The sequence below is a fragment of the Streptomyces griseocarneus genome, assembly GCF_014655595.1.
Taxonomy (GTDB): domain Bacteria; phylum Actinomycetota; class Actinomycetes; order Streptomycetales; family Streptomycetaceae; genus Streptomyces; species Streptomyces griseocarneus.
This window is the reverse complement of record NZ_BNBL01000001.1, coordinates 1,338,488-1,352,133: the sequence shown is the minus strand read 5'-3', so window position 1 is coordinate 1,352,133 and position 13,646 is coordinate 1,338,488. Positions and strand designations below refer to the sequence as shown.

The following is a 13,646-nucleotide window of genomic DNA, read 5'->3' as shown; positions in this document are numbered from 1 at the left end:
GCGGCGACCTCGGACCGGAGCTGATGGCATGAATTCCCTGACCACGAGCGCGTTCGACCTCCCCGACCACCTCTCCCCCAAGGCCGACCCGGCGCTGATCGACGGCGACGAGCAGCACTTCGCGGCCATCTCGGCGAGCCTCGAGCAGGCGATCGCCGAACTGTCCGACCGCCTCGAGGCCGCACGCAAGGCGCCCGGCGGCATCGGCCGGGAGGCCATGGACCGGGACGCGGAGATCCACCGCCTGACCGGTCGCCTGCGCACCCTGCGCCGCTTCGGCCTCGACCTGTGCCTGGGCCACATCGTCCCGGCGGACAACCCCGAGCCCGTGTACATAGGACGCCTCGGCCTCACCGACAGCACGGGGCGCCGGCTGCTGCTCGACTGGCGCTCCCCCGCGGCCGAGCCGTTCTTCGCGGCGACCCACGCCAACCCGATGGGGCTGGCGAGCCGCCGCAGGTACCGCTGGACCCGGGGCCGGATCAGCGACTACTGGGACGAGGTGTTCACCGCCGACGGGCTCGAGGGGCACGCCGCGCTCGACGACCAGTCCGCGTTCATCGCCACCTTGGGCAGCAACCGGTCGGCACGGATGCGCGACGTGCTCGCCACCATCCAGGCCGACCAGGACGCCGTCATTCGGGCGGGATCCCGCGGCGCCCTCGTCGTCGACGGCGGTCCGGGTACGGGCAAGACCGTCGTCGCCCTGCACCGCGCCGCCCACCTCCTCTACTCCGACCCTCGCCTCGGACACCGCCGCGGCGGCGTGCTGTTCGTCGGTCCGAGCCGGCCCTACCTGGCCTACGTCGCCGACGTCTTGCCCAGCCTCGGCGAGGAGGGCGTCCAGACCTGCACCCTGCGCGACCTCGTCACCGAGGGAGCCGGAGCAGCGGTCGAGGCCGACCCGCGCGCGGCCCTGCTGAAGTCGTCCGCGGACATGGTGAAGGCGATCGAACCGGCCGTCGCCATCTACGAGGAGCCGCCCACCGAGGGGATGACGGTCTCGAGCCACTGGTCCGACATCTGGCTGAGCGCCGACGACTGGGCGGCGGCGTTCGAAGCGGTGGAACCGGGCACCCCGCACAACGAGGCGCGCGAGCAGATCCGGGAGGAGCTGCTCACGATCCTGATGGACAAGGACGACAGCGAGGCCCCGCCCGAGCTGCTCCGCAGGTCCCTGCTGCAGGACCGGGAGTTCATCAGGACCCTCAACCGCGCGTGGCCGATGATCGAGGCGAGTGACCTCGTCGGAGACCTGTGGTCGGTGCCCGCCTACCTGCGCAAGTGCGCCCCCTGGCTCGGCCCCGACGACGTCCGCACACTGCAGCGCGAGGACGCCCAGGCCTGGACGGTGTCCGACCTGCCGCTCCTGGACGCGGCACGGCAGCGGCTCGGCGACCCGGACGCGTCGATGCGCAAGCGCCGGCACGACGCCTCCGTCGCCGCCGAACGCGCGCGCAGGGCCGACGCCATCGACGGCCTGCTGCAGAACGTCCAGATCGACGAGAGCGAAGGCGCGGTCGGGATGCTGCGCGGACAGGACCTGCAGGACACCCTGATCGACGAGAGCGCACTGCCCGGCACCGAACCGGACCTGCTCGCCGGCCCGTTCGCCCACATCGTCGTGGACGAGGCCCAGGAACTGACCGACGCCGAGTGGCAGATGCTGCTGCTGCGCTGCCCGTCCCGGAGCTTCACCATCGTCGGTGACCGCGCCCAGGCCAGGCACGGATTCACGGAGTCGTGGCAGGAACGACTCGAGCGCGTCGGACTCGACCGGATCACCGAGGCCTCCCTGAGCGTCAACTACCGCACCCCGGAAGAGGTCATGACGGAGGCCGAACGGGTCATCCGGGCCGAGCTCCCGGACGCCAACGTGCCGACCTCCATCCGCAGCAACGGCATCCCCGTCGTCCACGGCTCCGTCACGGACCTGGACTCGGTCCTCGACACCTGGCTCGCCGCACACGCCGACGGAATCGCCTGCGTCATCGGCGACCCCACCTTCCGGGCGACATCCCGCGTCCGCTCGCTCACGCCGGAACTCTCGAAGGGGCTCGAGTTCGACCTGGTCGTCCTCATCGACCCGGACACCTTCGGCAAGGGCATCGAAGGAGCCGTCGACCGCTACGTCGCAATGACCCGAGCCACCCAGCAACTCGTCATCCTCACGAGCTCTTGACTCTGCAGGTGGCATCCGCACCACCGGTGAGTGCGCTGTCTCCTGGCAGGCCCGGGGATGACCTTCCAGGCACATACTCCTGCGAAGAACACCTCCGGGCCGCCGCTCACCCGAACGGCACTCGCATTCCCGTAGCCACGGATTCCTCGACCGCGCTGGATCCGAAGACCACCGCCCTCAGGAGCTCACCTCTGGCAAAATATCCCATCAATTTCAAAGCGAAACGTTTCACTAAATAACGATCAGACTACTCTCACTACAAGCCCGTTCCTCGCTGTCAGACGGGGACAACGGGACGAGAGAGGGGATGTCACAGTGAAGAGGAATCCATATTCGCTTTCCGCAGTGGCACTGATCACATTTCTGATGGGCGGCTGGGGGCATGCGGCAGAGGCCCCCGAGGGCACGAAGACGGCCAACAACATCCCACCGTCCCACGGGGAAACCACGACCATTCCGTCCCTCCCGGTGTCCAAGTCCCGGGCGGATGAACCCTCGAGTTCACCCGCAGAGATGCTGGGGACGCCACGGACACCAATGACGTCGATGGCATCCCTCACGCCGTCCATGTCACTTCCGAAGGGCGACATTCCGACTGAGCTCGTCGGGGAGTGGGACGGCGACGGCGAAGGCCCCGCCCGTCTGACGAAGATCGCCTTCAGGGCCGACGGGACAGCCCTGCTGTACCAGAACACGGGGCAAATCCATTACGGGACGGCCGTGGTGTCAGGTTCGTCGATGGTCATCCATATCCCCGGCGGCCAAATGGTCGTCAATCACTGGTCGGTAGAAACATTCGAGGCGGGTTACGGGTACGTCTTCGAGAATCTCATACTCGACGGCGTGAGCTATGTGCGACAAATCAAGGGAGGATGATTCACGGCAGGTTGACGAGCGGGCGACCGGCGATGGCACACGTCCTCTGAATGCGCCCAGACACCGAGCAGCTCGTCATAGGCGGCGCATGCGACGCCGGGTCCACCCGCAGCACGCTCCGGGCCGAAGCTTTCGTCCCGGTCAACAACGGTGAAGCCGACGAGCGTCACCGCGCACCCAATTGGCGACAGCCCAGACAAAGCGCCGCGCCGTAGGCAAGTCTGCGGGAGAGCAGGAGGATGCTCCCCTTCGGGGTTGACGCCGGCTCCTGGGCCTTATGGGCCACAGCAGCACGACACTCGTGACACCTGGGACGGCAACCAGCGCACCACCGGTCAAAATGCGCAGCAACGTATCGCGGACGTAGGGCAGGGACACGCCGGTGCAGGACGCCGGTCGTACCGCCAGGGCGTCTACGCAACCACCGGCCAGGGATCCCGCCGACGAAGACGGTGGTGGCCAAACAGCCAGTGAGGAATGCGGCCAGGAGGCCATACACAAACGTATTGCGCCCGTGGTGCCGTACCGACCAGGCGGCGACAATGATCGCGACGGCACCTTGGACCAGTATGGCGGCGACGAACTGCCAGTAGCCGAAGAGCCGGAGAAACGCCGCCTGCGTTGTGTCCGGGGCGTCGGTATCCATACGGACCATCAGGCGGAGAATGACGACGCCGCTCAGGTAGACCGCTGCCCCCGGCTCCTGAGGCTCGTGTGACCGTGCGTATCCAGTCTCCACGCGCCGGATAGCGCAGCTGTGCGGCCAGCGGCCAGGCCCACAGCAGTACCAGCGCCGTTACCACCGGTGTCCACTGAGCGAAAATGACCATCAGGGGGTGTTCCACGGCTGACCAGAGGGAGTACGGACCTGTCAGTGCCAGGCGCGAGAGATCCGCGTGTTCGCCTCGAAGGGAATCGTTCATCGCCGAGAGGTTGTGGGCGTGGTCGTACAACAGCATCCACCAGGTCAGAAGGACGCTCAGCAGGGCCGAGGCGATCAGCCATGCCGGCACCCAGACCTTGCTCACCGACGGCCTTCCTGTGGGAGCCATGCCAGTGCGCTGCGCGCGATCCACCAGGCGAGGAGGATGAGCGCGATGAGCAGGACCCCCGACCACGGCACAGCGGCTGTGTTGACGCCGGGCCATGGCCCGTGCAGCGAGGTCGCAAGGGCATGGGGCAGCGCCATTGCCTGCCCCGTGATCAGGCCTACGGCCAGGCCGAGCGTTGCCGCAGAAGTCACGGGCCCCGTCATCCTGTTCGGCAGACCGGATCGCTTCGGCGCGCTCCTCATCATCGACGCACCCAGCACACATCATGCCGTCGTTGTGAGACCAGCCCTGCTCAGCCTGCGTCTGCCGCGCATACCCCCGTAGGGGGCATAGTGAAGGATCAGCAAGCAGGAGGCGGCGGTGGGACACCGCAGCGGCCCGCATTCCGCGGGCCGGGAGGCGCTCACGCAACGGCGTCATCCACGCCGAGGCCGTGACCCCATGGCGCAGCGCCTCTCCGGCAAGGGCGTCCGATCTCTGTTTGCGGCTTCCGTAGCCGCTGTTGAGGTGACGACTTGCTCCACTGGTTGTGACGAGTACAGGAATGGGCACGATCATCTGCGCCTCGGCATAGCTGTCGCGATGGGCGGTACGACGCGAGTCGAGCTATTCCAGACAGTCCTCCGCACCGGTACCGGTGCGCTGCGCGTGCATCCGGTTCCTCTGAGCTGCCTAGTATTGGGCGAGGCGGTGTTGAACGACAGGCAGCAGGCCCGGCGTAGAGCAACCAGCTCGCGGGCGCTGAGTTTCGGCATCCTGTGCCTGCCGCGGCTACTCCGTACGGGCGCGCCCCAGTGTGCCGGCCACGCCGACCACCGCCACGGCCAAAGCCGCCCATGCCGCCCCTACATCAGCGCCTTCATGTCTGGTAAAGGCGGTCCGTATGCACAACACGGCCCTTCCCCAGGTCCCACACTACGATCTGCACCTTGAAGCGGACGGGCTTACGGAGGCTGCCGCAAGCGCAATAATCGGTGCGCGCAGCAACTTGACGTCAGGGTGTTCACCTCCATGCCTCAAGCCAACCCTAGGCGCCTGGCGCCGTTCGCCGACGCGACGAATGGATGCAAGGGATGTACGGTCCACATCTTCGCCACGACACATGCCCCACGCACTCTTTTCCAAGATCCAGTCAACCAGCCGACAGAATGTCCGTTTCTCCAGAAGCAACGTGTTTCCGCGCCCTGGCTGGGTGAATCCCCAGTTCACGGCCTGTGGTCCCCGCGCCTGCGGGGGTGGTCCCCTGCGCATGACCTCCGAGGAGAAGCGGATTGTGTGTGGTCCCCGCGCCTGCGGGGGTGGTCCCGCGACGGTCACCACGCCCCCGGGCCTGGGTGCGTGGTCCCCGCGCCTGCGGGGGTGGTCCCGGTGAGGGCACACAACCGCGCCGCCGCACCTGGTGGTCCCCGCGCCTGCGGGGGTGGTCCCTTTGCCGACCTGATCACTGATGTTGTGGCGGTGTGGTCCCCGCGCCTGCGGGGGTGGTCCCCCGTTTGTTGGGATCATGGGCTGGGTCATGCTGTGGTCCCCGCGCCTGCGGGGGTGGTCCCGCCGGGTGCTCCGGAGTTCAACCGATCCCCTTGTGGTCCCCGCGCCTGCGGGGGTGGTCCCGATTCGGGCATATGTCGACTCCATCAGCACAAGTGGTCCCCGCGCCTGCGGGGGTGGTCCCCGGGCTCCGCCGGCGCCTCGTCAGCCGACGCGGTGGTCCCCGCGCCTGCGGGGGTGGTCCCGAGGGCAAGACCATCGGTGAACCGCGGACCTTGTGGTCCCCGCGCCTGCGGGGGTGGTCCCGACCAGTGCCCACGGGGGCCGGGGGTCGGCCGGTGGTCCCCGCGCCTGCGGGGGTGGTCCCCTCTCCTCTTCGAGGTCCGCGTACAGGTCGAGGTGGTCCCCGCGCCTGCGGGGGTGGTCCCGACGGGGGCCGCTCCCGAAACGCGGGCGGCTGGTGGTCCCCGCGCCTGCGGGGGTGGTCCCGCCCGGCTGGCGCCAACCAGTCGATGTTCCAGGTGGTCCCCGCGCCTGCGGGGGTGGTCCGTCATGGGGATCATCCCGGCGCGCCGGGCGCGGGTGGTCCCCGCGCCTGCGGGGGTGGTCCCGACACGGGGCCTGCCCTGTTTGCTGACGGCTTGTGGTCCCCGCGCCTGCGGGGGTGGTCCCTGGCTCGCCGACCCCACGAACTGGGTGCGCATGTGGTCCCCGCGCCTGCGGGAGTGGTCCCCCGGCGTAGGCGACGGACGGGGCCTTCCTCCGGTGGTCCCCGCGCCTGCGGGGGTGGTCCCCACGCGAAGCCCCTCGGGCGTATCCCCCACGAGTGGTCCCCGCGCCTGCGGGGGTGGTCCCCGTGGACACGGAGTCCGACCAGTGAAGCACGCGGTGGTCCCCGCGCCTGCGGGGGTGGTCCCATGGCTGCGGTCTGGATGCCCTGCCAGGCGGCGTGGTCCCCGCGCCTGCGGGGGTGGTCCCGTCTGTGGATCCCACGCTTCGTTCTTGTTCTTGTGGTCCCCGCGCCTGCGGGGGTGGTCCCCCTATGATCCTTGCCGAAGACCCCGTTGGGGGGTGGTCCCCGCGCCTGCGGGGGTGGTCCCGCGACGCGGTCCGTGCCGAGCTCGAGCAGCACGTGGTCCCCGCGCCTGCGGGGGTGGTCCCGACCCGCGCATCCTCGAGGTGACCGTCGACCTGTGGTCCCCGCGCCTGCGGGGATGATCCCGGGATCGGGTCGGACTGAACCTGGGCTCGAGGGTGGTCCCCGCGCCTGCGGGGGTGGTCCGCGCGGCCCCACGACGCTATCGCCCAGAAACAGGTGGTCCCCGCGCCTGCGGGGGTGGTCCCCGAGGACCCGTACGGCAGACGCACCAGCTCCGGTGGTCCCCGCGCCTGCGGGGGTGGTCCCAGGACGCCGTCGGCGACGATGCCGGTGCCGGAGTGGTCCCCGCGCCTGCGGGGGTGGTCCCGGGGCGCCGGAGAACATCCACGGGGGGTTCGCGTGGTCCCCGCGCCTGCGGGGGTGGTCCCAGCGACGGCACGGTGGTCACGGCGGACGGCATGTGGTCCCCGCGCCTGCGGGGGTGGTCCCCAGTACTCCGAGTTGCGCGGGGCCATGAACCAGTGGTCCCCGCGCCTGCGGGGGGGGGAGGCGGTGGTCTCACGATGCGTCCGTCGATACGATCCGTCACACAGTGGTCCCCGCGCCTGCGGGGGTGGCCCCTGGGGAACCGCACCACCGCTGTCGCGGAAAATGTGCTCCCTGCGTCTGCGGGGTTGGGAGTGCTTCTGTCACTTCTCGGGCCGTAGGTGGATGCAGTCTGTTGTGCTCCAGAAGCAGCTACGCACCCTTCCGCCTACAGAATCAACTGGGGCATCGCTCCTCCACCAACTCCCGCAAACAAGCCCGCACTTGATCTTGCGGTAGTGTCCACGTCTCCGGCTCCACAGGAGCTGGGGCGCACCAACGCAAACGGCCGACCCCGTGCACTCCCCTCGCAAGGAAACAGCACGGACCCGGCCTGTCCCGACCGCTCATCACGATCAAAGACAGGAGCAGTCTACCTGTGGGTACCAATGACACAGCACCTCCCGTACCAGAGCCGTCGCCGTTACCCCGCTGGCACGCTCTACTGCCGGCCGTCATTACCGCTTGTCCTGCCACCCCCTCCCCGAACGCACCCTGGGTGTGGGTGATCGTCGTGCTGATCGCGATCCTGTCGCTGCAGTCCAAGAAGTCGAAGCAGCGCTTCGCCTGACAGAACCGGTGCGGGAGCGCTCAGGACCAGCCACGACCGGCTCTGGGCGCTCCCTTCCCCCCCTCACACCCCTGTGACCACTCGCGTCATCAGCCGCTCACCGTCTCGCCGCGCCCACCCGGACCAAATCAGCCCTGGCACGCAGGAAGTGGGAGCCATGCCTGAAACATCTATGAATTCGGGTTCTTCGGATGCCGGACCCGCTTTCGGCCGGTTGTCCGATGCCGCGAGGTCGGCCTGGGCGAAGTCAGATCAGAAAACCGGTGGTTGGCTCCCACTGTGGCGGCATCTGTTGGACAGCGGGGCCGTCGCCGGCCGACTGTGGGAGCAGTGGGTGCCCCGCTCCATCAAGGAGTTGGTGGCCGAAGCACTACCCGGCGGAGCCTCCGACGCGTACAAGCTCGTCCGGTTTCTGGCAGCTGTGCATGACATCGGAAAGGCAACACCGGCCTTCGCCTGCCAGTTCGAGCCACTGGCCCTGCCGATGCGTGACGCCGGGCTCGAGATGCCGCTCGCCAGTGCGTACGGGCAGGATCGTCGGATCGCGCCCCATGGTCTCGCCGGGCAGTTGCTGCTGCAGGAGTGGATGGGTGAACGGTTCGGGCTGCGTGGTCGAGTGTCGGGGCAGTTCGCCGTTGTGGTGGGTGGCCATCATGGGGCGTTTCCCGATCACCATCAGATCCACGACCTCGGGCTCCGGCCGCATCTGATGCGCCATCCCGGGCCGAGCGAAGTGGTGTGGCGTGGGGTTCAGTTCGAGCTGATGGATGGTTGTGCCGTGTCGGCGGAGGTGACCGACCGGCTCCCGGAGTGGAGCGAGGTGCGGCTGCCGCAGCCGGCACAGGTGGCGCTGACGGCGGTCGTGATTCTCGCGGACTGGGTCGCCAGTTCACCCGAGTTGTTTCCCTATGATCCCGAGACCTGGCAGCCTGTCGGCCCGGTCGGTGAGCGGCGTCGGCTCGCTGCCGCCTGGGCCGGGTTGGACCTGCCGCGGCCCTGGGCGCCTCGCGAACCAGAGGAAGAAGCCGATGAGTTGTTCAGGCTGCGGTTCGCCGGGCTGGAGGGCGCGACCGTCCGGCCGGTCCAGGCCGAGGCGGTTCGGATGGCGCGGTCCATGCCGGTGCCCGGGATGCTGGTGATCGAAGCGCCCATGGGTGAAGGAAAGACCGAGGCGGCACTCGCCGCGGCGGAGATCCTGGCGGCGCGCTCCGGTGCCGCAGGGCTGCTCCTGGCGTTGCCCACGCGTGCGACGGGGGACGCCATGTTTCCTCGGCTGCTGGAGTGGCTGGGGCATCTCCCGGATGCCGGAGAGGGTGACGACGGGCGGCGATCCGTCGTACTCGCCCACGCCAAGGCCTCGCTCAACGACCTGTGGTCGGGACTCCTGCGGCAGGGGCGGCGGGCCATCGTCGCCGTTGACCCCGATGGGCAGGAGGAGGGCAGTGCGCGGTATGCCAGGCCTGCCGGATTCCATGCGCATCAGTGGCTGCGAGGACGCAAGAAGCAGTTGTTGGCTTCGTTCGCCGTGGGGACCATTGACCAGGTGTTGTTCGCCGGACTGAAGAGCCGGCATCTGGTGCTACGGCACCTGGCGGTCGCGGGCAAGGTCGTGGTCATCGATGAAGTGCACGCCTACGACGCCTACATGGGGCGATATCTGGATCGCGTGCTGGAGTGGCTGGCGGCATACCGGGTGCCGGTCATCCTGCTGTCGGCGACGCTGCCGTCGGATCGCAGGCGGACGTTGGCGGCCGCGTATGCGGGGTCGTCGGGCGAGGGGGTGGAGACGGGTGCCGAAGCGTATCCGTTGATCACCGCGGTGTCTCCCGGCCGCCCCGTGCTCACCGCGCGTCCTCGCGCAGCGTCCGGGCGGCAGGCCGAGGTGATCCTGGAGCGAATGGACGACGATCTGCCATCACTGGCGGACCGCTTGGAGCGTGACCTGACCCACGGCGGATGCGTGTTGATCGTACGGAACACCGTGGACCGCGTGCTGGAGACCGCCGATGTGCTGCGGGCGCGACTGGGGGACGGGATCGTCACCGTGGCCCACTCCCGCTTTCTCGCGGCTGACCGGGCGGCTCGGGATGCCGGCTTGCTGCGGCTATTCGGTCCGGACGGTCGGCAACGCCCCCATCGGCATGTGGTCGTGGCCAGCCAAGTGGCAGAGCAGTCGCTCGACGTCGATTTCGATCTCCTGGTCACGGATCTGGCCCCTGTGGATCTGGTTCTGCAGCGGATGGGGCGCCTGCACCGGCACATCCGGCGTCGGCCGTCGCACTTGGCGCAGGCGCGCTGCTTGGTTACCGGTGTGGACTGGGAAGCCACTCCTCCGCAGCCGGTGGACGGTACACGCGCCGTCTACCGCAGTGAATACGCCCTGCTGCGCTCGCTGGCCGTGCTCGGCCCCTATCTGGACGGCAGGGCGCTGGAGCTTCCGGGCTGCATCAGCCCGCTGGTTCAGGCTGCCTACGGCGACGAGCAGGTCGGACCTTCGCAGTGGATGCAACAACTCGACGAGGCACGCGCCGCCCATCACAAACTTCTGTCCGAGAAGCGGGATAGAGCCGAGGCCTTTCTCCTGGATTCGGCTCGCCGGGCGGGCCGGCCACTGTACGGGTGGCTCGAGCACGCAGCCGGTGACGTGGACGACAGTCCTGCGGGACGCGCACAGGTGCGGGACAGCGCGGAGACGCTGGAGGTCCTGGTCGTCCAGCGGCAGGCCGATGGACGTCTGACGACCGTGCCGTGGCTGGACGACGACGCCGATGGCAAGCGGGGTGGATTGGAGCTGCCGGTCGACTTCGTGCCGAGTCAGCGCGCCTGCAAGGCGGTGGCAGCGAGCGCTCTCACCCTGCCGGGGCGTTTCAGTACGCGGTGGATGATCGACCGGACCATTGCGGAACTTGAGCAATTCCGGGTGCCGGCTTGGCAGGTGAAGGAGTGTCCCTGGCTGGCGGGGGAGCTGATTCTCGTTCTCGGCCCGGATTGTCAGACCCATCTGGCAGGCTTCCTTCTCACCTACAGCCGCGCGGACGGACTCCGTGTGGCGTCCTCCGAGGCGCCCGCGCCCGCCGACGGCGCGGCCGGACAGACGGCCGTGGAGCTCGGGGGCGGGACGGGAAAAGAGGAGGGACCAGGTGAGCACAGCGAGCAGCCGGTCCAGTCGGAGACCCAGTGGCTCAGCCGGATGCGCGAAGGGCATGTGGAGGCCAACGTGGTGAGCACGAAGCCCTCGGGGGCGCCCGGGCCGGCCTCCTTCAACCTGGCTGACGAGCCGTGGCTTCCGGTGCAGCGCACCGACGGGACGACCGCGCACGTCTCCCTGCTCGGCCTCTTCGCGCAGGCGGATTCCCTGCGCCGGCTGGTGGGAGACGTACCGACGCAGGAGATCGCCCTACTGAGGCTGTTGCTCGCCATCCTCTACGACGCGTTGGACGGGCCTGCGGAAGTGGAGGACTGGGAGGACCTGTGGCTGTCGGCGGATCCGTTCGCCGTCGTTCCGGAGTATCTCGCCCGCCATCGCGACCGCTTCGACCTGTTCGATCCCGAGCGCCCGTTCTACCAGGTCGCCGGGCTGCGCACCGCGAAGAACGAGGTCGCGCCGCTCAGCCGGATCGTCGCGGACGTCCCCGTGGGCGAGCCCTTCTTCGCCATGCGCCGCCCGGGTGTCGACACGCTGTCGTACGCGGAGGCCGCCCGGTGGCTCGTGCACACCCACGCCTTCGACACCTCTGGCATCAAGTCCGCGATGGTGGGTGACGAGCGGGGCAAGGCGGGGAAGGTCTATCCGCTCGGGGTTGGCTCGCTGGGCCATCTCGGCGGGGTGTTCGCCGAAGGAGCCACCCTCCGGGAGACCCTGCTGCTCAACCTCATCGCCCTGGAGGAGGCGGAGGCCGGGTCCGGCGGCCTGGCGGGAGAGGACGTACCGGTCTGGCGTCGGCCGGAGCCGCTCGGGCCCGGGGAGCGCAAGGGTCCCGGCGGCCAGCCCCGTCCTGCAGGGTTGCGGGACCTGTACACCTGGCAGTCCCGCCGGATCCGGCTGCACACGGACGGCGGTGCTGTGACCGGAGTGGTCCTCGGCTACGGGGACCCCCTGACGCTCGCCGCCCCGTGGAAGATCGAGCCGATGTCGAGTTGGCGGCGCAGCGAGACTCAGGAAAAGAAGCAGGGCCGTACCCCCGTCTACACGCCATTGCGGCACGATCCGAGCAGGGCGGCCTGGCGGGGACTCGAATCGCTGCTTCCAGCCCGTCAACAGCCGTCGGATGCGGGACGGCCCGGTGAGCCGTCGCGCGTACTGCGCTCCGGCGTCGCCCGCTGGTTCACCCAGGTGATCACCGCGAGCGAGATCGCCCCGGGCATGCTGGTACGACTACGTCTGGTGGGCGCGGTGTACGGCACCCAGCAATCCGTGGTGGACGAGATCGTTGACGACTCCGTGGTGCTGCCCGTGGTCACTCTCCACGAGGCGAACCCGGTCTTCGGCGCGGCCGCGCTAGACGCCGTAAGCGAGGCGGAACGCGCCGTCACGGCCCTGAGCCACCTCGCCGGAAATCTGGCCCGTGCTGCCGGTACGGAACCGGCGGCTCCCGTCACGGCGGCCCGAGACCTGGGGTTCGGAACACTGGACGGACCGTACCGGGCCTGGTTGAAGGACTTGTTGGCCTTCCCCGACCTCGACGCGGCACGCCGGGAGTGGAGGGCCGCTGTCCGTCGCCACATGCTGCGGCTCGGCCGGCAGCTGCTCGACTCGGTCGGTCCTGCCGCCGACGAGGGCCGGCTGATCGAGGTTCCCGGCGTCGGCACCCGGCTGATTGACGCCGGCCGGGCTGAACAGCTCTTCCGCCTGCGTCTCCACAAGGTCCTCGGCCCGCCGGAAGACCGGGACACGGCCCCGGCGCCCCTCCCTCATCAACCCGGTCCGCCATCCCTTCTCGCCGAACGTACGGAGAGCGCGTCATGAGTACGACCTCACAGTCGGCCGGCGCCCGGCGGAACACCGAGCGGCGTCCCCTTTCCCTCGCCGAAGAGGCGGCCCTGCGCACCGTCGCCCGGCTGCAGGGCGGCTACCGAAAGGACAATCCGGCGGCCGTGGCCGCCGTGGCGCGGTTACGGCGCGAGGCCGGCCGCGAGCCCCACGTATCGCCCACCAGTTGGGGCCTCGACGACCTGGAAGCGCTCACCGAGCTCCGGAGCAAGCAGGCGGAGAAGGACGGCGACACCGCGCGATACCTGGTGCCCCGGGCCCGGCGCGCATACGAACAGCGCGAGGAACGCGAGGACCGAGCGGTTCACCTGGCGGTGACCCTCTGGGCACTGCATCAGCAGTCATTGCGGGACGAAGCGATGCATGTCCGCGGCTGGTCCCTGGGCCAGGCCGTACGACGGCTGGCCCAGGAGAAGAACGAGACACCTGCCACGGGTGACGAGCCCTCGGACGACGACACCCGGACGGGCGGAAAGCCCGGGGCGGTCGAGAACGTCAGCCCCACCATCCGCAAGCGATTCGTGCGCCTGGGCACCTCGTCCGACATCGACACGCTGGGCCGCCGTCTGCGCGAGATGGTCCTGCTGCTGCGCAACGCGCGCATCCCCCTGGACTACGGGCTGCTCGCCGACCAGCTCGACCGCTGGCAGCACGAGGCGCACCAGGCCGATGTCAGACGCGCCTGGGGCCGCGACTTCCACCGCCCATACGCAGTGACCACACCGGCCGATGACGAGAGCGAGTCCGCTTCTCCCGCTCCGACCGCCGACTTCACAGCCGAAGACGCGGGCGAATGACACCGG

The 13,646-nt window shown here is 69.2% G+C and carries 4 protein-coding genes and 1 CRISPR repeat array; all 4 genes read left to right on the top strand.

Going from position 1 to position 13,646, the window contains the following annotated elements; genetic code table 11:
* The first annotated feature begins 28 nt into the window (after positions 1 to 28).
* On the top strand, positions 29 to 2,182 hold the full coding sequence (gene helR / locus IE295_RS05380) for an RNA polymerase recycling motor ATPase HelR (protein WP_190062231.1): 2,154 nt from the start codon (positions 29 to 31) through the stop codon (positions 2,180 to 2,182).
* Between the two features lie 345 nt (positions 2,183 to 2,527).
* Positions 2,528 to 3,058, top strand: a complete 531-nt coding sequence (locus IE295_RS05375) for a hypothetical protein (protein WP_190062230.1) — start codon at positions 2,528 to 2,530, stop codon at positions 3,056 to 3,058.
* 2,266 nt (positions 3,059 to 5,324) lie between these two features.
* Positions 5,325 to 7,318: direct repeats of the CRISPR family, unit length 29 nt; unit sequence GTGGTCCCCGCGCCTGCGGGGGTGGTCCC.
* A 692-nt stretch (positions 7,319 to 8,010) separates the two neighbouring features.
* Entirely contained in the window at positions 8,011 to 12,819 is a 4,809-nt protein-coding gene (gene casA / locus IE295_RS05370) for a type I-E CRISPR-associated protein Cse1/CasA (protein WP_190062229.1), read from the top strand.
* Positions 12,816 to 13,640: a type I-E CRISPR-associated protein Cse2/CasB gene (gene casB, locus IE295_RS05365; protein WP_190062228.1), complete on the top strand. Its 825-nt coding sequence runs from the start codon at positions 12,816 to 12,818 to the stop codon at positions 13,638 to 13,640. The genes casA and casB overlap by 4 nt, the downstream gene beginning before the upstream one ends.
* The last annotated feature ends 6 nt before the right edge of the window (positions 13,641 to 13,646 follow it).

What these genes read in the sequence shown, in the direction of transcription:
- casA (WP_190062229.1), top strand. Translation starts at nt 8,011, where the DNA reads ATGCCTGAAACATCTATGAATTCGGGTTCTTCGGATGCCGGACCCGCT.
- helR (WP_190062231.1), top strand. Translation starts at nt 29, where the DNA reads ATGAATTCCCTGACCACGAGCGCGTTCGACCTCCCCGACCACCTCTCC.
- casB (WP_190062228.1), top strand. Translation starts at nt 12,816, where the DNA reads ATGAGTACGACCTCACAGTCGGCCGGCGCCCGGCGGAACACCGAGCGG.